This is a genomic window from Pseudomonas sp. NY15435, from assembly GCF_048068295.1.
In the GTDB taxonomy this organism is placed as follows: Bacteria; Pseudomonadota; Gammaproteobacteria; order Pseudomonadales; family Pseudomonadaceae; genus Pseudomonas.
This window is the reverse complement of the sequence record NZ_JBLUQA010000006.1, coordinates 417,812-436,786: the sequence shown is the minus strand read 5'-3', so window position 1 is coordinate 436,786 and position 18,975 is coordinate 417,812. Positions and strand designations below refer to the sequence as shown.

Annotated in this window: 21 protein-coding genes; 13 read left to right on the top strand and 8 right to left on the bottom strand. The window is 65.0% G+C overall.

Annotated elements, in window-relative coordinates; genetic code table 11:
• Nucleotides 1–24 precede the first annotated feature (24 nt).
• Nucleotides 25–2,169 carry an ATP-dependent DNA helicase DinG gene (gene dinG / locus ACNFH5_RS17425; RefSeq protein ID WP_024765223.1) on the bottom strand — a complete coding sequence of 715 codons (2,145 nt, stop codon included), beginning with the start codon at nt 2,167–2,169 and terminating at the stop codon, nt 25–27.
• Nucleotides 2,170–2,291: 122 nt separating this feature from the next.
• Here dinG and ACNFH5_RS17420 point away from each other — a divergent pair, with 122 nt between their 5' ends.
• Nucleotides 2,292–2,756 carry a CopD family protein gene (locus tag ACNFH5_RS17420; protein WP_416748010.1) on the top strand — a complete coding sequence of 155 codons (465 nt, stop codon included), beginning with the start codon at nt 2,292–2,294 and terminating at the stop codon, nt 2,754–2,756.
• 66 nt (nt 2,757–2,822) lie between these two features.
• Here ACNFH5_RS17420 and ACNFH5_RS17415 read toward each other — a convergent pair whose 3' ends face one another.
• The 3 genes from ACNFH5_RS17415 to ACNFH5_RS17405 form a co-directional block, all read right to left on the bottom strand.
• Nucleotides 2,823–3,587, bottom strand: coding sequence for a collagen-like protein (locus ACNFH5_RS17415; RefSeq protein ID WP_416748008.1), 765 nt, complete (start codon nt 3,585–3,587; stop codon nt 2,823–2,825).
• On the bottom strand, nt 3,580–3,882 hold the full coding sequence (locus tag ACNFH5_RS17410) for a DUF1145 domain-containing protein (protein ID WP_416748006.1): 303 nt from the start codon (nt 3,880–3,882) through the stop codon (nt 3,580–3,582). Before ACNFH5_RS17410 ends, ACNFH5_RS17415 begins: the two co-directional genes overlap by 8 nt.
• Nucleotides 3,883–4,002: 120 nt before the next feature.
• On the bottom strand, nt 4,003–4,635 hold the full coding sequence (locus tag ACNFH5_RS17405; RefSeq protein WP_081517735.1) for an OmpA family protein: 633 nt from the start codon (nt 4,633–4,635) through the stop codon (nt 4,003–4,005).
• A gap of 140 nt (nt 4,636–4,775) precedes the next feature.
• Between ACNFH5_RS17405 and ACNFH5_RS17400 the strand changes: the two genes are divergently transcribed.
• The 3 genes from ACNFH5_RS17400 to ACNFH5_RS17390 all read left to right on the top strand — a co-directional run bounded on the left by ACNFH5_RS17400 (nt 4,776) and on the right by ACNFH5_RS17390 (nt 6,475).
• Nucleotides 4,776–5,264, top strand: coding sequence for a DUF6231 family protein (locus tag ACNFH5_RS17400; protein WP_416748004.1), 489 nt, complete (start codon nt 4,776–4,778; stop codon nt 5,262–5,264).
• Between the two features lie 2 nt (nt 5,265–5,266).
• A complete protein-coding gene (locus ACNFH5_RS17395) occupies nt 5,267–5,740 on the top strand; it encodes a YchJ family protein (RefSeq protein ID WP_416748002.1) in 474 nt (157 codons plus the stop codon).
• Between the two features lie 108 nt (nt 5,741–5,848).
• Nucleotides 5,849–6,475 carry a trimeric intracellular cation channel family protein gene (locus ACNFH5_RS17390; RefSeq protein WP_138212538.1) on the top strand — a complete coding sequence of 209 codons (627 nt, stop codon included), beginning with the start codon at nt 5,849–5,851 and terminating at the stop codon, nt 6,473–6,475.
• Here ACNFH5_RS17390 and ACNFH5_RS17385 read toward each other — a convergent pair whose 3' ends face one another.
• Nucleotides 6,476–7,036 (bottom strand): hypothetical protein, encoded by a 561-nt coding sequence (locus ACNFH5_RS17385; protein ID WP_416748000.1) that lies wholly within the window; start codon nt 7,034–7,036, stop codon nt 6,476–6,478. It abuts the gene before it with no gap.
• Nucleotides 7,037–7,158: 122 nt separating this feature from the next.
• Between ACNFH5_RS17385 and ACNFH5_RS17380 the strand changes: the two genes are divergently transcribed.
• From ACNFH5_RS17380 to ACNFH5_RS17365, 4 genes are all read left to right on the top strand, one after another.
• Complete coding sequence (locus tag ACNFH5_RS17380) at nt 7,159–7,644, top strand: LEA type 2 family protein (protein WP_416747998.1); 486 nt, start codon at nt 7,159–7,161, stop codon at nt 7,642–7,644.
• A gap of 8 nt (nt 7,645–7,652) precedes the next feature.
• Nucleotides 7,653–7,853 (top strand): SEC-C metal-binding domain-containing protein, encoded by a 201-nt coding sequence (locus ACNFH5_RS17375; RefSeq protein WP_017521040.1) that lies wholly within the window; start codon nt 7,653–7,655, stop codon nt 7,851–7,853.
• Between the two features lie 184 nt (nt 7,854–8,037).
• Entirely contained in the window at nt 8,038–10,578 is a 2,541-nt protein-coding gene (locus ACNFH5_RS17370; protein WP_416747995.1) for a penicillin acylase family protein, read from the top strand.
• 197 nt (nt 10,579–10,775) lie between these two features.
• Entirely contained in the window at nt 10,776–11,318 is a 543-nt protein-coding gene (locus tag ACNFH5_RS17365; protein ID WP_416747993.1) for an AAA family ATPase, read from the top strand.
• A 132-nt stretch (nt 11,319–11,450) separates the two neighbouring features.
• On the opposite strand, the gene dcd is transcribed toward ACNFH5_RS17365, so the two are convergent.
• Nucleotides 11,451–12,017 carry a dCTP deaminase gene (gene dcd / locus ACNFH5_RS17360; protein WP_017521037.1) on the bottom strand — a complete coding sequence of 189 codons (567 nt, stop codon included), beginning with the start codon at nt 12,015–12,017 and terminating at the stop codon, nt 11,451–11,453.
• Between the two features lie 129 nt (nt 12,018–12,146).
• Between dcd and ACNFH5_RS17355 the strand changes: the two genes are divergently transcribed.
• Complete coding sequence (locus ACNFH5_RS17355) at nt 12,147–12,656, top strand: hypothetical protein (protein ID WP_416747991.1); 510 nt, start codon at nt 12,147–12,149, stop codon at nt 12,654–12,656.
• Between the two features lie 4 nt (nt 12,657–12,660).
• On the opposite strand, the gene ACNFH5_RS17350 is transcribed toward ACNFH5_RS17355, so the two are convergent.
• Together ACNFH5_RS17350 and apbC are read right to left on the bottom strand one after the other, a co-directional pair.
• On the bottom strand, nt 12,661–13,275 hold the full coding sequence (locus tag ACNFH5_RS17350; RefSeq protein WP_416747989.1) for a hypothetical protein: 615 nt from the start codon (nt 13,273–13,275) through the stop codon (nt 12,661–12,663).
• A 15-nt stretch (nt 13,276–13,290) separates the two neighbouring features.
• Nucleotides 13,291–14,385, bottom strand: coding sequence for an iron-sulfur cluster carrier protein ApbC (apbC, locus tag ACNFH5_RS17345; protein WP_416747987.1), 1,095 nt, complete (start codon nt 14,383–14,385; stop codon nt 13,291–13,293).
• Between the two features lie 286 nt (nt 14,386–14,671).
• Between apbC and metG the strand changes: the two genes are divergently transcribed.
• From metG to ACNFH5_RS17325, 4 genes are read left to right on the top strand one after another with little or no spacing between them, the layout of a single operon-like run.
• Entirely contained in the window at nt 14,672–16,708 is a 2,037-nt protein-coding gene (metG, locus tag ACNFH5_RS17340; protein WP_416747985.1) for a methionine--tRNA ligase, read from the top strand.
• 25 nt (nt 16,709–16,733) lie between these two features.
• Complete coding sequence (locus ACNFH5_RS17335; RefSeq protein WP_416747983.1) at nt 16,734–17,537, top strand: DUF4349 domain-containing protein; 804 nt, start codon at nt 16,734–16,736, stop codon at nt 17,535–17,537.
• Nucleotides 17,534–17,854 (top strand): hypothetical protein, encoded by a 321-nt coding sequence (locus ACNFH5_RS17330; RefSeq protein WP_416747981.1) that lies wholly within the window; start codon nt 17,534–17,536, stop codon nt 17,852–17,854. Before ACNFH5_RS17335 ends, ACNFH5_RS17330 begins: the two co-directional genes overlap by 4 nt.
• Nucleotides 17,854–18,969, top strand: coding sequence for a glutathionylspermidine synthase family protein (locus ACNFH5_RS17325; RefSeq protein WP_416747979.1), 1,116 nt, complete (start codon nt 17,854–17,856; stop codon nt 18,967–18,969). The genes ACNFH5_RS17330 and ACNFH5_RS17325 overlap by 1 nt, the downstream gene beginning before the upstream one ends.
• The last annotated feature ends 6 nt before the right edge of the window (nt 18,970–18,975 follow it).

The following is an 18,975-nucleotide window of genomic DNA, read 5'->3' as shown; positions in this document are numbered from 1 at the left end:
GCGCGGGAGCTCGCTCCCGCACACTCAGGCTATTTCGCGGCGGAAAGGCGGCAGTGCGTTAAGAATGGCCTTGCCGTAGCGTTGCGTCACGACGCGACGATCCAGCAGCGTGATGGTGCCGCGATCCTGCTCGGTCCGCAGCAGTCGGCCGCAGGCCTGCACCAGGCGCAGCGAGGCGTCGGGCACGGCGATCTCCATGAAGGGATTGCCGCCGCGCGCCTCGATCCATTCCGAGAGCGCCGCTTCCACCGGGTCATCCGGCACGGCGAAGGGAATCTTGGCGATCACTACGTGCTCGCAGTAGGCGCCGGGCAGGTCCACCCCTTCGGAAAAGCTCGCCAGACCGAACAGCACGCTCGGTTCGCCATCATCCACTCGCGAACGGTGCTTGTTCAGGGTTTCCTGCTTGGACAGGTTGCCCTGGATCAGCACACGCTTGCGCCAGTCGCGGTCCAGGCCGTCGAAGACTTCCTGCATCTGTTTGCGCGACGAGAACAGGATCAGCGAACCACGCGAACCTTCGACTATCTCCGGCAACTCGCGAATGATCGCGCCGGTATGCGCGGCGGCATCGCGCGGGTCGGCCTTGAGGTCAGGCACGCGCAGCACGCCGGCATCGGCGTGGTGGAATGGGCTCGGCACCACAGCCGTGACAGCCGCGCGCGGCAGGCCGGCGCGCATGCGATAGCGGTCGAAGGTGCCCAGCGCGGTGAGGGTCGCGGAGGTCACCAGCACGCCGTAAGCCACGTTCCACAGGTTGCGGCGCAGGGTCTCGGCGGCGAGGATCGGGCTGGCGTTGGCCTCGATGTCGTAGAAGGTGCCGCTCTCGGCGAGGGTCAGCCAGCGCGCCATGGGCGGGCTGTCTTCGGGGTCCTCGCTGGTGAAGGCAGTCCACAGTTCCCAGTTGCCCTGGGCGCGGGACAGCAGGCTGCCGAACAGCGGGTACCACTCCTCGGCCTGGTGGCTGGCGATGCCGACACTGCCCTCTCCGTCCATGGCTTCCTTGAGCAGTTCGGTCAGACGGGTGAAGAGGTCGGTGAGCTTGGAGAAGCCCTTCTTCAGCTCGATGCCCATCTCGCGGATGTGCTCGGGGATCACCCCGCCCTCGAAGCGATGGCGGGGCCGCTCGCGGCCTTCCATATCTTCGCCGGCGCGGAAGTCGCCGACTTCCTCACAGGCGGTGAACATGAATTGCTGGTGCGTACGCAGCTCGCGAGCCAGTTCCGGCACCTGCTCGATCAGGCGGCCGAGGTCGCCCGGCAGCGGGTTCTGCGCCAGCAGCTTGGTCAGGTTCTTCTCCACCTGGCCCAGCCAGTCAGCGGTGGCGCGCAGACGGGTGAAGTGGGCGAAGTGGCCGATGGCCTTGTCCGGCAGGTGGTGGCCTTCGTCGAACACGTAAAGGGTGTCGCGCGGGTCCGGCAGGATCGCGCCGCCACCGAGGGCGAGGTCAGCCAGCACCAGGTCATGGTTGGTGACGATCACGTCGACCTTGGTCATGCCTTCGCGCGCCTTGTAGAAGGCGCACTGCTGGAAGTTCGGACAATGGCGGTTGGTGCACTGGCTGTGGTCGGTGGTGACCTGCGCCCACTGTGCGTCCTCGATGGCCTCGGGCCAGGAGTCGCGGTCGCCGTCCCAGCGATTGCCCGCCAGGCGCTCGATCATCTGGTTGAACAGCTTGGTCGAGGTCTCGTCCACGTCGATGCGGAAGCCTTCCTCCTCGAACAGCTGGGCGGTGGCGCTCTGCGCCTGGCCTTCCTGCAGCAGATGGTCGAGCTTGGACAGGCACATGTAGCGCCCGCGCCCCTTGGCCAGGGCAAAGCTGAACGACAGGCCGGAGTTGCGCAGCAGGTCGGGCAGGTCCTTGTGAACGATCTGCTCCTGCAGGGCGACGGTGGCGGTGGCGACTACAAGGCGCTTGCCGGCGGCCTTGGCGCAGGCAATGGCGGCGAGGCTGTAGGCGACGGTCTTGCCGGTGCCGGTGCCGGCTTCCACGGCGACCACGGCGGCATCGCCCAGGCGATGGCCCTCCTCGTCGCTGGCGATGGTCCCCAGGACCTTGGCGACTTCGGCGATCATCAGGCGCTGACCGTAGCGCGGCTTGAGTTCCTTGGCCTCGAGGAAGCGCGAGTAGGCGCCCTGGATCGTGGCCTTGAGTTCGGTGCTGAGCATGGACTTCCCGGGCCCCGGATAAGCCTGGATGGACACATCCGGATGCTGGATAAATTTTCAGTGGTTCGATGGGGCGGCTATGATAGCGCGACTGACCACAACCGCCAGCGGAGATCGTCCGAATGACACCCTTTGCCTTCGTCTATGCCCTGCACCTCCTGGCCGCCCTGGTCTGGGTCGGCGGCATGTTCTTCGCCTGGATGGTGCTGCGCCCGGCCGCCGTCGCCGCGCTGGAGGCACCCGCCCGGTTGAAGCTGTGGCTGGAGGTGTTCCCGCGCTTCTTCCGCTGGGTGTGGGCCGCGGTGATCCTGCTGCCGGTGACTGGCGTGGGCATGCTGCACCTGAGCTTCAACGGCATGGCCGGCGCGCCGCGCTACGTGCAGGTCATGATGGGACTGTATGTCGCAATGCTCGCGCTGTTCCTGCGCATCCAGACGCTGCAGCTGCCGGAACTGCGCCGCGCCGTGGGCGCCGAGGACTGGCCGGCCGGCGGCGCCGCGCTGGGCAAGATCCGCAAGACCGTGGGCCTGAACCTGCTGATCGGCATGGCACTGGTGGCTTTCGTCGCCGCTCGCCCGCACTGGTAAGCCTGCGCACTGCCAAGAAAAAAGCCCGCGCGGTAACCGGGCGGGCTTTTTCTCGAGGACATCGATTCAGAAGCGTTTCACGTCCAGGCGGCCTTCGCTGCCCTTCGCCCCTTCCGCACCGCCCTGCCCTTGCGCACCGGGCTTCTCGCCCGCCACCGAATAGAACCAGCAGCCCTTCTCGCTGCTGCGCGGTCCGGCCTTGCCGGGCTTGCCGCCTGCTCCGCCAGCGCCGCCTTCCAGACGCACCTTGACCTTGGCAACATCGAACTGCTCCGGCACTTCCAGGCGCACCACGCCGCCGGGCGCGCCTGTCTGGCCATCGGCGCCGTTCTGGCCGTCGCCGGCGGATTTCCCACTACCCCACAGGCAACCGGAGGTCTGCGCGCTGCCGCCATCCAGGCCGTCATAGCCCGGTGCGCCAACGCCGCCACGAACGTCGATCAGCAGGTTTTCCACCGCCACATCCTGCAGCCGCAACACCAGGTTCCGACCGCCGCTGGCGGGCTTCTCGAAGCTGCCTGAACTGCCCTGCGCGGCGATCACACTGCCATCGGCGAGTGTGCCGTGCTGCACATCGATCTGCAGCGCATCGCTGCCGGGGAACACGCCGATCCGCGCATTCTTCGCCAGATCCAGCTCGCCAATCCTCAGCTCCTTGACCCGCGACGGAATCAACAGCGCGCCTTCCGGGCCGACGCTGATGCGATCCAGGCTCAGGCTGTCGCCTTTGACCGGCAGGCGCAGCACGGTGTTGGCTTCCACCGAGACGGTGCCGGCAGCCGAACAGGCCAGCGGGGCGCACAGCGCCAGGCCCAGCAGCGACTTACGCATGGGTATCTCCTTCTACTTTTGCGGGTGCCGGTTGCTCCGCTGCCGACTGCGGCAGGGTAGCGAAGTGGAAGACGCCGAACAGCAGGATCTGCAAGCGGTCCATGCCTGGATGCGGGCGGCCCTGCAGACGCTTGCGCAGCGCCAGGACTTCCAGAATGTGGATCAGCAGGATCAGCGCACCTGCCGCATTGAGCAGCAGAGCAAAGGGATGTGCGAAGGGTTGGATCAGATTGGCCAGCACCGCCAGCCAGAACAACAGGGCAATCAGCTTGCCCAGCCCCAACAACGCTTTCATGAGGTGCCCCCGTGTTTTTCTTTGCCGGGGAACATACGCCTCTGCCCCGACCGATGCCAGTGGCAACCGGGAATGACAAAGGGGGCCACGAAGGCCCCCTCTGCGCACATCACGCCAAAGTTACTGGCGGGTGATCTTGATTTCCACGCGACGGTTCTCGGCGCGGCCTTCCTTGGTCTTGTTGTCCGCGACCGGCTGGCTTTCGCCATAGCCGACGACAGACTTGATGCTGCTGGCAGGTACGCCAGAGTCGACCAGGTAGTTGGACACGGCGTTGGCGCGGCGCTCGGACAGTTTCTGGTTATAGGCGTCGGTACCGATGCTGTCGGTGTGACCGCCAATGTTCAGCTCGGTGCTCGCGGCCTCACCTTTGAGGCGGGTAGCGATGGTGTCGAGCTTGTCCTTGTCCTGTGCATCGATCTTCGACGAGTCGAAGGCGAAGTGCAGGTCACGCACCACGATGGTCTCTTCCTTGGGCAGCGGAGCCGGTGCAGGCTCAGGAGCCGGTGCAGGCGGCGGAACCTCGGCCACTTGCTCTTCGGCGCCATGTACCCAGCAGTAGGACGCACCCAGCACGCCACCAATCAGGGCCCCCCAACCTGCCCAGGCGCTGCTTTCAATGGAACCCAGACCGGCGCCGCCGACACCGCCAACCACGGCACAGGTTGGCCAGTCGGACTTCTGCAACCCTGCGCAACCGGTGAGCAACGTGCTTACCAGCAGCAGGGGTAAAGCGGTCCTTGTGATGCTCATAAAGTTATGTCTCCTCTAATGATCGGGTCTTGACCGACAATTACCGAGTAAAGACGTGACTGACAGAATGCGCCAGCACTAGGCCATATGGGTGTCACACGCTAGTCTTCGTTCATTATTTTTCGCCTTCGACGAGCCCCATGATTTCGACACGCACGCCGCAACAAGCCCTTGCCGCCCTGCTCGATCGCTACGCACCGCAGCGTCTGCTGCTGGTGGGCGCCAGCCAGATTCCGGCGGTGGACGCCTTTCTCGCGGCGCATCCGGATTGCGAACTGTTTCACGCCGACGCCGGCACTCTGCCAGCGGGACTGGCCAGCCAGCGCTACGACCTCGCGCTGTTGGCCGACTGCCTGGAGCACCTGCCGCGCCGCGATGCACAGCAATTGGTGGGCGGCATTCGCAACCTCAACAGCAGCCGCGTGGCCGTGCTGGTCGACCTCGACGCCGCCCAGGCGCAGGACGCGGACTTCTATGCGCTGGCCATGCAGGCCAGCGAGCGCTTCCAGCGCGACGCCCAGGTGATCACCCTGTTCACCTACGATCTGCACGAATACAAACAGGTCCCGGACTGGCTCAACGCGAAGTTCTGGGCCAACCCGGAAAACTTCGGCAAGTACTGGTGGTGACCATGATCGAACCGACCTGCCCCTGCGGCAGCGGCCGCCCGCTGCCTGATTGCTGTGGACGCTTCCACGCCGGCGTCGCCGCCCCCACCGCCGAGGCCCTGATGCGCTCGCGCTACAGCGCCTACGCGCTGGGCCTGGTGGATTACCTGCGCGACACCACGCTGCCGGCCCAGCAACAGGGCCTGGACCTGGACGCCATCCGCACCTGGAGCCTGGGCAGCACCTGGCTGGGCCTGGAAGTGGTCAGTCATGAGGTGCTCGGTGGTCAGCCGGAGCACGCGCGGGTGACCTTCATCGCCCGCTGGCACGATGCCAGCGGCGAACACAGCCACCGCGAATGCTCGGGATTCGTCCAGCGCGAAGGCCGCTGGTACTTCCTCGACCCCACCGTGCCGATGAAGCTGGGGCGCAACGATCCGTGTCCGTGCGGCGCGGGCGGCAAGTTGAAGAAGTGCTGCGGCCCGTGGATCGAGTAAGACGCCAACTCGCACCACTTGGGGGCAAACAGTGACTCGGCTAGAATCCGCGCTTTTTTCCGGGGCGGCGGTGATTCGCCGCACCGGCTACCCCTGCCGGACCTCGCCATGCTGCTGACCGTTCTCTACATCATCGCCATCACCGCCGAAGCCATGACCGGCGCCCTCTCCGCCGGCCGGCGGAGCATGGACTTGTTCGGCGTGGTGCTGGTGGCCTGCGTCACCGCGCTCGGCGGCGGCTCCGTTCGCGACATGCTGCTGGGCCATTACCCGCTGACCTGGGTGCGTCACCCGGAGTACCTGGCGCTGACCGCTGGCGCGGCGCTGTTCACCGTATTCATTGCACCGCTGATGCGCCATCTGCGCTCGATGTTCCTCGCGCTGGACGCCGTGGGCCTGGTGGCCTTCACCCTGATCGGCTGCCAGGTCAGCCTGGAGATGGGCCACAGCCTGCTGATCGCCGCCGTGAGCGGGGTGATCACCGGAGTGTTCGGCGGCATCCTGCGGGACATCTTCTGCAATGACGTGCCGCTGATCTTCCGTCGCGAGCTGTACGCCAGCGTTTCCTTCGCCAGCGCCTGGTGCTACCTGATCTGCCTGCAGATCGACCTGCCCAAGGAGCAGGCCATGCTGATCACACTGTTCTCCGGCTTCCTGTTCCGCATGCTGGCGATCCGTTTCCGCTGGGAAATGCCCAAGTTCGTCTACAAGGACGACCCGCACCAGGGCGATTGATCAGTCCTGCAGCTTGAGATGGCTGGTGTCCGGTGCAGGGCCAGCGGGAGCCGGTTTGGCCTGGCCCATGTCGCTGCCCACCGGAGCGACGCTGAACTGGCTGAGGTCCACGCGCGGCGCCTGGGCCTCGGGCTTCTCGTCCTGAAGGTCGGCGCCCACCGGGGCAAGGCCAAAGTCCGGCGCTTCCACATCGGCGAAGGCGGCCATGTACTCGTCACGCGGCGCCACTTTCAAGCGGCCCTGCGGTGCAGCGGCGGACGCCGCCGACTGGCCCGGTGCGCTGGCGGGCTCGGCGGGCGGTGGCGGCGCCAGTTCGATTTCCTCGATCTGCGCATCCATGTCGACCACTTCCACGACGGCGCCAGCGCGCTCGATCACACTGCGATACTTTTCCGCGGCCTCGGCGTCGAGGTTGTTCTTGATCACCATGCGGCGGCCGGAAAACAGCAGCTCGATGCGCTGGGCGTCGGCCTGGAACAATCTGGCCAGGTTGGCCTTCACCGTATCGAGCTGAGCACCCGGAACGGTCTGTCCGGAAAACGCGATTTCATAACGGCTCATCTTCACTCTCCTGTGTTAACCCGCCGGTTACATTCGGCCAGTATGGTGCAGCTTCTTTTAACGTAACAACAACTTGCGGCCGAGCAGGTGCTTGGTACACTGGGGCGTCTTGAGGGGTAGACATGAATTATCAGGCGCAAATGATAAGAATTCTCAGCCTGTTCTGGCTGTTCAGCCTTGTTTCGGGCTGCGGCTGGATGACGGGCAATTTCGAGCAACCCGACGTGAAACTGCAGAAAGTAGACGTCGTGAAAGCTCGTTTGCTGGAGCAGGAGTTCGTCCTGCATTTCCGCATCGACAATCCGAATGACTTCAGCCTTCCGGTTCGCGGTCTGGCCTATAAGGTCAAGCTGAACGATATCGACCTGGCCGAAGGTGAGTCGAATAACTGGTTCACAGTGCCGGCCAACGGCCATGAAACCTTCGAAGTACCGGTGACCACCAACCTGTGGCGGCACATGAAGTACATCGTCAAGCTGCTGGAGGACCCGGACAAGCCGATTCGCTATCGCCTCGACGGTGAAGTGAAGACCGGCCTGCTCTTCGGACAGAGCGTGCACATCGCCCGCAATGGCGAGATAATTCCCGGCGATTTCATCCCCGAGTGAGCGTCACCATGAGCCAGGAACCCCACGTACACGGTCCGAACTGCAACCACGACCATGATCATGACCACCACCATGACCACGGTCACGTGCACGGCCCGCACTGCAACCACAGCCACGAGCCGGTCCGTAACCCGCTCAAGGACGTGGGTCGCAACGATCCTTGCCCCTGCGGCAGCGGCAGCAAGTACAAGAAGTGCCACGGAGCCTGACCCAGGCCCCGAGCACTGCGAAGAAGGCCCGCCCAGCGCGGGCCTTCTGCTGTCTGGCGCAACTAATCGTCGGCTGCTGAAAATCCCGCCGCGCGTGGCTTGCACAGCTATCCTCGGCTCACTAACGTAGCGCGCTTCAAGCGTCCCATTTCAAGCGACCTCTTTTGTGCAGGAGCACATCCCCATGGCCCCGCGTGCCTTCCGCCGGCTCCCCAGCTTCGGCCTTGCAGCCACCATCACTGCCGCTGTCAGCCTCACCGGCTGCCAGGGCTGGCTGAATGACCGCTATTCCGACAGCCTGCCGCCGACCTACGGCGTACAGCCGATCAAGGGCCTGGCGGACAACGTATCGATCCGCCGCAACAGCCTGGGAATGCCGCTGATCGAGACCAGCACCTTCCACGATGCGCTGTTCACCCTGGGCTATGTGCATGCCAGCGATCGCCTCAGCCAGATGGTCGGCCTGCGCCTGATGGCCCAGGGACGCCTGTCGGAAATGGTCGGCCCCGGCGCGCTGGAAACCGACCGCTTCATGCGCACGGTGAACCTGAAGAAGGCTGCCGACGCCCTGTATGCCGGCGCTTCGCCGCGTCTCAAGCGTTTCTTCGAGACCTATGCCCGCGGCGTCAACGCCTATATGTACCGCTACCGCGACAAGCTGCCGATGGACCTGGCCGAGTCCGGCTATCGCGCCGAATACTGGAAGCCGGAAGACTCCGCACTGGTCTTCAGTCTGCTGAACTTCGGCCTGGCGGTGAACCTGCAGGAAGAGATCGCTTCCCTGGTGCTCGCGCAGAAGGTCGGCGCCGACAAGCTGCCCTGGCTGACACCGATCTACCCGGACGAGCCGCTGCCTTTCGAGGAAGCCGAGAAGCTCAAGGGCCTGCGTCTGGACGGCAGGATCGCGGGCCTGGAACAACTGGACAAGGCCGCCGGCCAGATCGCCGCCCTGCAGATGATGGGCGTCGCCGCCTCCAACAACTGGGCCATCGCCCCGCAGCGCACGCGCAGCGGCAAGAGCATCCTGGCCAACGACACGCATCTGCCGCTGTCCATGCCTTCGGTGTGGAACTACGTGCAGATCCGCTCGCCGAAATACAACGCCGCGGGCGTCTCCATCGCTGGCGTGCCGGGCGTAGTCGCCGGCTTCAACGGCAAGCTGGCCTGGGGCATGACCATGGTCATGGGCGACAACCAGGACCTCTTCCTCGAACAGGTGAAGCGCCAGGGCAGCAAGCTCTACTACCTTGCCGATGGCCAGTGGAAGCCGGCCATCGAGCGCAACGAAACCTTCTTCATCAAGGGCCAGAGCCCGGTCCGCGAAGTCATCTACGAAACCCGCCACGGCCCGCTGCTCAACAGTGCACTGGGCGAGCGCAAGCACGAGCTGCAACCGCTGGAGCTATCCAGCGGCTACGGCATCGCCTACCAGAGCATCCAGGGTGAAACCGACCGCACCCTCGACGCGTTCTTCGACCTGTCCCGCGCGAAGAACGTCGAGCAGGCCTTCGATGCCACCCGCGACGTGCGCGCCATGGCCCTGAATATCGTGTTCGCCGACGAGAAGCACATCGGCTGGCAGGTCACCGGTCGCTTCCCCAACCGCAAGGAAGGCCGCGGCCTGCTGCCCTCCCCCGGCTGGGATGGCCGATACGACTGGGACGGCTTTGCCGACCCGATCCTGCACCCGTCCGACCAGGACCCGCAGCAAGGCTGGCTGGGCACCGCCAACCACCGCAGCGTGCAGCCGGGCTACGGCGCGCAGCTGTCCAACTCCTGGTACTACCCGGAGCGCTATGAGCGCATCGCGCAGCTCGCCGGCGGCAGCAAGAGCCACGACTACCGCAGCATGATCGCCATGCAGTACGACCAGACCACGCCGTTCGCCGGCAAGCTGCAATCGATGCTGGATGCGCCGGGCATGGCCCAACCGCTGAAAAAGGCCATCGACGCCCTGCCCGCCGACCAGCGCGCCCGTGCCCGCGAAGCGCTGGACCGGATCATGGCGTTCGACGGCAAGCTATCGGCTACCTCTGGCGACGCAGCGCTCTACGAAGCCTTCCTGCAGGAAAGCAGCAAGCAGATCTTCCTCGACGAACTCGGCCCGGAAGACAGCTCCTCCTGGAAGGCCTTCGTGGAGAACGCCAACCTCTCCTATTCGGCCCAGGCCGACCACCTGCTGGGCCGCGACGACAGCCCGTTCTGGGACGACACTCGCACCCCGCAGAAGGAAGACAAGCCGGCGATCCTCGCCCGCAGCCTGGCCGCTGCCACCGCCTTCTGCGAGCAGAAGCTGGGCAGCGACCGCCGTGCCTGGCAGTGGGGCAAGCTGCACACCTACGAATGGGTCAGCGACAGCACCAAGATGGCGCCCAACCTCAGTGCCGGCGAACGCGCCAGCCTCAGTGCGATCAAGGGCTACCTGGACCGCGGCCCCTACCCGGCCGGCGGCGACCACAGCACGCTGAACGTCTCCGCCTACCACTGGGGCCAGGACTTCAACACCTGGCTGATCCCGGCCATGCGCATCGTCGTCGACTTCGGCCAGAGCGAGCCGATGATCGGACTCAACAGCAGCGGCCAGTCCGGCAACCCGGCCAGCCCGCACTACGCCGATGGCATCGATGCCTGGCTGAAGGGCAACTACATGAGCTTCCCCTTCCAGTCGCAGAACCTGGAGAAGGTCTACGGCGTGAAACGCCTGACGCTGGTGCCGGAGAAGTGATGATCTGAAAAATATTTCCGGGCGCCGGGAACTTGCTTCCCGCCCCGGAATCAGAATTGTCGACTTACTCCATGATCATATTCAGGCACCCCTTGGGTGCCTTTCTTTTTTCCCCGCTCCGATTCCGCCGCACTTCCCTTCGCAACACCCTTCCCCGGCCGGTACTCCCTTGCATCCTTCCTACAGGAGTCATCGCCATGTCCGAATCCCTTATCGTCATCACCGGCGGCCCTGGCGCCGGCAAGAGCACGCTGCTCGACCACCTGCACCAGCATCACGGCCTGAACGTCGTCGAAGAAGGCGGCCGCGCCATCATCCGCGACCAGATGGCCCGCCATGGCGATGCATTGCCCTGGGCGAACCGCGAAGCGTTCTGCCAGGCGATGTTCGAGCATGCACTGGCGACCCGCTACCGAGCGCTCGACGCGGGAGGGCTGTGGCTTTTCGATCGCGGCCTGCCGGATGTGCTGGGGTATGCGAGGCTCTGCGGCCTGCCGATCCCCAAAGCGCTGTTAACCGCTGCACAGGAGCTGCGCTACGCGCGGACCGTGTTTCTCGCGCCCGCGTGGGAAGCCATTTACCGCAACGACGCCGAACGCCGGCAGGACTTCATGGAAGCGCAGCGAACGGCGGCGACGATAGCCGAGGTTTACGAAGATCTGGGCTATCGAGTGCTGGAACTGCCCCTATGCAGCCTGCAGAAACGTGCGAAATTCGTCCTGGCACACTGCCCCTTGTAGGAGCGAGCTTACTCGCGAACCCTTCTTCCTGTGGGAGTCGAGTCGGGCGTTCGCGAGCAAGCTCGCTCCTACAGGTTTTCGACCGCAACAAAAAACCGGGCCAAGGCCCGGTTTTCGTCAAGCGCAGGGCCATCAGGCCTTGGGCAGGGTCACACCAGTCTGACCCTGGTATTTGCCGCCACGATCGCGGTACGACACTTCGCAGGCCTCGTCGGACTGCAGGAACAGCATCTGCGCCACGCCTTCGTGGGCGTAGATCTTCGCCGGCAGGTTGGTGGTGTTGGAGAACTCCAGGGTCACGTGGCCTTCCCACTCCGGCTCCAGCGGGGTCACGTTGACGATGATGCCGCAGCGGGCGTAGGTGCTCTTGCCCAGGCAAATAGTCAGCACGTCGCGCGGAATGCGGAAGTACTCGACGGTGCGGGCCAGGGCGAAGGAGTTCGGCGGAATGATGCACACATCGCTGTTGATGTCGACGAAGCTCTTTTCGTCGAAGTTCTTCGGGTCGACCACAGCGGAGTGGATGTTGGTGAACACCTTGAATTCGGCGGCGCAGCGTACGTCGTAGCCGTAACTGGAAACGCCGTAGGAAATCACCCGGCTGTCATCGGCACCACGAATCTGGCGCTCGACGAACGGCTCGATCATGCCGTGTTCCTGAGCCATGCGGCGAATCCACTTGTCCGATTTGATGCTCATGGCGGGTGTCCTGTGCGGCGGTTGAAAAAAGAAGGCGAATCTTACCGGGCGTCACAATTTCCGGCAAAGGGTGCGGCCGGATGGTCGACGGTTCCGGGTGGGTTTACGTAACCTGCATCGCATCGACTCATGGAAGAGAGCGCTATGTTTGATCATTTTTCGTCCACCCTGTACCTGAAACTCTCCCGCCAGTGGATCAGCGGCGTGGCGCTTCCTTCCGGCGAAGCATTCGGCGAATCGCCGCTGCTGGCCTTGCGCTACGAGGATGGCAAGCCCAGGGTGCTGGCGGCCGGCGAGGCCGCCCAGCAACTGCAGGGCCGGGAGGGCGTCGAAATCGTCAACGGTTTCGACCATCCCCGCTCCTTGCTGGCCAATTTCTCCTTCGCCGAAATGACCCTGAAGCTGCTGGTCGGACGACTCGCCCCCAAATCTCTGCTCAAGGCCGCGCCGGTAATGATCCTGCCCCCCCAGGAGCTCCTCGAAGGCGGGCTGACGCAGGTGGAGGTTCGCGGGCTTTACGAACTCTGCCGTGGTGCTGGCGCCCGCAAGGTGCGGCTCTGGACCGGGCGCGAGCTCACCCTGGACGAACTACGCTCCGGTCAATTTCCCGTGGGCGCCGGTACTGAGTGGCTTCCGTGAGGCTTCAGGGCCGCCAGTTCGTGCGCAGCCTGCGCTGCTCCAGCGAAAAACGCAGCCAGTCTTCGGCATAGGCGTCGGCGCAATCGCACTCGGCGCCAGGCACAGCCTCGCGCACCAGACGCAGGTCGACACCCTGTGGTGACTGGCGCAACACCAGGCTGGCGGTCTTCAGCAAGCCTTCCAGCGCACCGGGGTCGCCCAGGCGCTTATCCACAACCTGCAAAGTGGCCAGATCGAGCAGCAGCGCATCCACCACTGGCAGGCCGGGGCGGTTGTCGCGCACCACGAGCAGCAGGCCGAGGCCGTTACCCATGTCCAGCAGCGGCGTTGGGTCGCAGGCACTGATCGGACTGCCGAGCAGGCCGGTGGCGTGGTAGAGGGCGGGCGGCAGTGGCAGGGTCTGGCTGGAGCCGTCGGCCCGGCGCACCTGCACGGCCATGTCATCCTCGAAGGCATCGCCCGAGGCAGAACGGAAGTCCAGGGTCACCGGCTGCCCGTCTATCACGCACTGGGCCTGCCAGTTGGCGGAATCCTCGTCGGCGCCCCAGGCCACTGAGCCACCGAGGCCCAGGCACGCCGCCAGCAGCCAGCCGGCGGCGCGTTTCGCATCCTTGCGCATGGCAGTCCCTGCGTATCAGTCGTCGCTGATGGAGATGTTCGGCATGTCCGGCGCGGCCTTCTCGCTCAGGGCGATGCGGGCGCCGACGCAGCGGGCCATTTCCTGGTAGATCATCGCCAGTTGGCTTTCCGGGTCGGCAATCACGGTGGGCTTGCCGCCGTCGGCCTGCATGCGGATGGCCATGGACAGCGGCAGCGATGCCAGCAGTTCGACGCCGTACTGCGCGGCCAGCTTCTCGCCGCCGCCTTCACCGAACAGGTGCTCGGCGTGGCCGCAGTTGGAGCAGATGTGCACGGCCATGTTCTCGACCACGCCCAGCACCGGAATGTTGACCTTGCGGAACATTTCCACGCCTTTCTTCGCATCGAGCAGGGCCAGGTCCTGCGGGGTGGTGACGATCACCGAGCCGGCCACCGGGACTTTCTGCGCCAGGGTCAGCTGGATATCGCCGGTGCCCGGCGGCATGTCGATGACCAGGTAATCCAGGTCGTTCCAGGCGGTCTGGGTGATCAGTTGCAGCAGCGCGCCGGAAACCATCGGGCCGCGCCACACTACCGGGGTGTTGTCGTCGGTGAGGAAGGCCATGGACATGACTTCCACGCCGTGGGCTTCCAGCGGGATGAACCACTTCTGGTCGCGGATCTTCGGCCGGGTGCCTTCGGGGATGCCGAACATGATGCCCTGGCTCGGGCCATAGATATCGGCGTCGAGAATGCCCACCTTGGCACCTTCGCGGGCCAGCGCCAGCGCGAGGTTCGCAGCGGTGGTGGACTTGCCCACGCCGCCCTTGCCGGAGGCCACGGCGATGATGTTCTTCACGTTGCTCATGCCCGGCACCTGGGCCTGAGCCTTGTGCGCGGCAATGTGGGTTTCCACCTTGACCTGGGCCGAATCGACGCCGTCCAGCGCTTCCAGGGCCATCTGCACGGTCTGCGCGAGACCGTTCCTGAACAGGCCGGCGGCATAGCCCAGCTCCAGGGTCAGCGCGACGCGCCCGCCCTGGATGTCCAGCTCGCGCAGGTAACCGGCGTCCAGCAGGTTCTGGCCGGTGTGTGGGTCGTTGATCTGGCGGAGGACGGCCTCCACAGTGGCACGGGTAACGGCGCTCATGGGTACTCCCGATGAAAGACTGAGCAGAATAGGCGGGCATCTTACGCCTGTCATCGCGGCCTTGCTCGGGATCATCGGTGGTAGGCCGGGTTCGCGAGCAAGCTCGCTCCTACATTCCAGGGCTGCGCAATCATGCTCTTCGTAGGAGCGAGCTTGCTCGCGAACAGTCCAAGCGCCCATGGTTCAAGGACGAACGCCCCTACAGCCAAGCGCCCACGGATGAAAATTTCGCCCCGCCCCTATATAGTTGCCGATTCCCTCGTTTTAACCGGAACGGCCGATCATCATGTCCGAAGCCCGCAAGATCCTCGTCACCAGCGCCCTGCCCTACGCCAATGGTTCGATCCACCTCGGTCACATGCTGGAGTACATCCAGACCGACATCTGGGTTCGCTTCCAGAAGATGCGTGGCAACCAGGCGGTGTACGTGTGCGCGGACGATGCCCACGGCTCGGCCATCATGCTGCGCGCCGAGCGCGAAGGCATCACCTCCGAGCAACTGATCGACGGCGTGCGCGCCGAGCACATGGGCGACTTCGCCGACTTCCTGGTGGAATTCGACAATTATCACTCGACCCACTCGGAAGAGAACCGCGAGCTGTCCTCGGCCATCTACCTGAAGCTGCGCGACGCCGGCCACATCGCCACTCGTCCGGTGACCCAGTATTTCGACCCGGAAAAGCAGATGTTCCTGGCCGACCGCTTCATCAAGGGCACCTGCCCCAAGTGCGGCACCGCCGACCAGTACGGCGACAACTGCGAAGCCTGCGGCGCGACCTACGCGCCCACCGAGCTGAAGGACCCGAAATCGGCGATCTCCGGTGCCACTCCGGTGCTCAAGGAATCGCTGCACTACTTCTTCAAGCTGCCTGACTTCCAGGCCATGCTGCAGCAGTGGACCCGCAGCGGCGCCCTGCAGGAGTCGGTGGCCAACAAGCTCGCCGAGTGGCTGGATTCCGGCCTGCAGGAGTGGGACATCTCCCGCGACGCGCCGTATTTCGGCTTCGAGATTCCCGATGCGCCGGGCAAGTACTTCTACGTCTGGCTGGACGCGCCGATCGGCTACATGGCCAGCTTCAAGAACCTCTGCGCGCGCCGTCCGGAGCTGGACTTCGACGCCTACTGGAAGCAGGGCTCCGACGCCGAGCTGTACCACTTCATCGGCAAGGACATCGTCAACTTCCACGCGCTGTTCTGGCCGGCCATGCTCGAAGGCGCCGGCTACCGCAAGCCGACCGCGCTGAACGTGCACGGCTACCTGACCGTCAACGGCCAGAAGATGTCCAAGTCGCGCGGCACCTTCGTCAAGGCGCGCACCTACCTGGACCACCTGGACCCGGAATACCTGCGCTACTACTACGCCTCCAAGCTGGGCCGCGGCGTGGACGACCTCGACCTGAACCTCGAGGACTTCGTGCAGAAGGTCAACTCCGACCTGGTCGGCAAGGTGGTCAACATCGCCAGCCGTTGCGCCGGTTTCATCCACAAGGGCAACAACGGCCTGCTGGTGGACGCCAACCCGGCGCCGGAACTGGCCCAGGCCTTCCAAGCCGCCGCCCCGAGCATCGCCGCCGCCTACGAAGCCCGTGACTTCGGCCGTGCCATGCGCGAAATCATGGCCCTGGCCGACCAGGCCAACGCCTGGATCGCCGACAAGGCGCCGTGGGCCCTGAACAAGCAGGAAGGCAAGCAGGACGAAGTCCAGGCCATCTGCGCACTGGGCGTCAACCTGTTCCGCCAGTTGGTGATCTTCCTGAAACCGGTGCTGCCGAAGCTGGCTGTTGCCGCGGAAGCCTTCCTCAATGTCGCCCCGCTGAAATGGGCCGACCACGAGCAACTGCTGGCCAATCACCAACTGAACCCGTTCAACCCGCTGATGACCCGTATCGAGCCTGCGAAAATCGAAGCCATGATCGAAGCCTCCAAGGAAGACCTCCTCGCCAGCACCCCGAAACCCACCGGCAACGGCGAGCTGACCAAGGACCCGCTGGCCGCGGAAATCAACTTCGACGCCTTCGCCGCCGTCGACCTGCGCATCGCGCTGATCGAGAAATGCGAATTCGTCGAGGGTGCCGACAAGCTGCTGCGCCTGTCCCTCGACATCGGCGACGAGAAGCGCAACGTGTTCTCCGGCATCAAGAGCGCCTACCCGGACCCGAGCAAGCTCGAAGGCCGCCTGACCCTGTACGTGGCGAACCTGGCCCCGCGCAAGATGAAGTTCGGCGTCTCCGAAGGCATGGTCCTGGCGGCCGGCCCCGGCGGTGAGGAGATCCACCTGCTGAGCCCCGACAGCGGCGCCAAGCCGGGCCAGCGCGTCAAGTAAGCATCGGACGGCAAGGAGGCCATCGATGAAACTGCACCACCTGGCAGCGCTCGCCCTGAGCGCCGCCCTTGCCGGCTGTGGCGCTTCTTCGGAACACACAGCCAACTCCGGCGCCGCTTTCCAGGGGGAAGCGGCGAAAGCCGGTTCCTTCCTCGCCTATGAACACCAGGTCGGCATCCGCCTGGCCAGCGAGCGCATCGACGCGCAACTGGCTGCCTCCCGCGATGCCTGCACCCAGGAGCGCTTCGGCCCCTGCGAGCTGATCGCCATCGAGCAGAGCGGCGACAGTCAGATGCGCAATGCGCACCTCGTGGTGCGCATCGTCCCCGAAGGCGTGGAGAAACTCGTTACCCTCGCCGCAGAAGGCGGGCAGCTGCAAAGCCGCCGCACCCAGGCCGAAGACCTCGCCCAGGCGGTGAGCGACAACCAGCAGTTGCGCGAGCGCCTGGAGCGTGAGTACCAGACACTGCAAGGTTTCCAGGGCCGCAAGGACATGAGCGTCAGCGACCTGCTGGCGCTGGCCAAGGCCACTGCCGAGGTCGAGCAGCAGTTGCATGCCGCTCGCCAGGACTCCGCCCAGCAGCAACGGCGCATCTCCACCAACCTGCTGACCCTGGACTTCTCCAGCGAGTACCAGCCCAGCGGACGCTGGTCGCGCATTGGCAAAGCCTTCGGCAACTCGCTGGACGAACTCACCGACGGTACCGTAAACGCCATCCAGGTAGCCGCCTTCGGTTTGCCGCTGCTGGTCGTGCTGTTCATCGCCGGCCTGATCCTGCGCTGGCTGTGGCGCAAACTCGGAACCCGGCGCGCCGCGAAACCCGCATGAAGAAATCCAACATCGTCTTCACTACCCTGCTCACCGGCGGGGTGCTCTACAGCGTGCTGCACCACAACCCGGTGTACCGCGACCTCTACGCCAACCGCGAAGACTGCCTGAAGGACTGGGGCGCGACGCCCAACGCCTGCGAGCCGGAATCCACCAGCAGTAGTGGCGGCGGCAGCAGCTCCGGACGCTATCGCGGGCCGAGCTACGAGGACGGCTCGCGACCGAAGACCGCGCAAACCTACCAGGTGCAATCGCGCCAACTGGTCACCCGCGGTGGCTTCGGCCACTCCGGCGCACGTTTCTCCGGAGGCGGCTGATGCGTCGCCTGGCCATGACGCCGCGCGCTGACTGGCGCGAGCGCTGCGAGTCGGTCGGCTTCACCTTCCACAGCATCGACGGCCTGTACTGGGACGAATCGGTGGCCTACGAATTCAGCCTCGAACAGATCGAGACGCTGGAAGCCGCCAGCGAAGACCTGCACCTGCGCTACCTGGAATGCGTGGAATGGGTGATCCGCACCGGCCACTTCGAGCCCTTCCAACTGCCGCCGGGCGCCCGCGAGGAAATTATCCGCTCCTGGCAGCGCCAGGACCCGAGCCTCTATGGTCGCTTCGATTTCGCCTGGAATGGCGAGGGCCAGCCGAAGATGCTCGAGTACAACGCCGACACCCCCACCGGCCTGCTGGAAGCCAGTGTGGTGCAGTGGCAGTGGCTGAACGACGTGAACCCGTCCGCCGACCAGTTCAACTCCCTGCACGAGAAGCTGATCGCGCGCTGGAAGGCCATCGCCCCGGACGGCCTGTTGCACTTCACCGCCATCGACGGCCACGAGGAAGACACCGGCAATACTCTCTACCTGCTCGACACCGCACACCAGGCCGGGCTGCCCACGCGCTACCTGCCGCTGGAATTCATAGGCCACCACGCCGGGCGCGGCACCTTCATCGACCAGTACGAACAGGACATCCGCCACTGCTTCAAGCTCTACCCCTGGGAATGGCTGTTGCAGGACAGCTTTGCCGAGCACCTGGAGCGCAGCGCCATCCGCTTCCTGGAGCCGGCGTGGAAACTGCTGATGTCGAGCAAGGCCATGCTGCCGATCCTCTGGAAGCTCAACCCGGACCACCCCAACCTGCTGCCGGCCAGCTACCGCCAGGACATCCCCGGCGCCTACGTGCGCAAGCCCTTGTACTCCCGCGAGGGCGAGAACATCCGCATTGTCGCCGGCGACCTGCAACTGGAAAGCGACGGCCCTCACGCCGACGCGCCCTGCATCTACCAGGGCTATGCGCCGCTGGCCAACCACGCCGGCAACTACGCCGTGCTCGGTTGCTGGGTGATCGACGGCCAGGCCGCCGGCCTGGGCATCCGTGAGGACGCCAGCGCCATCACCCGCGACAGCAGCCGCTTCGTTCCCCACTATTTCGTCTAAGGATTG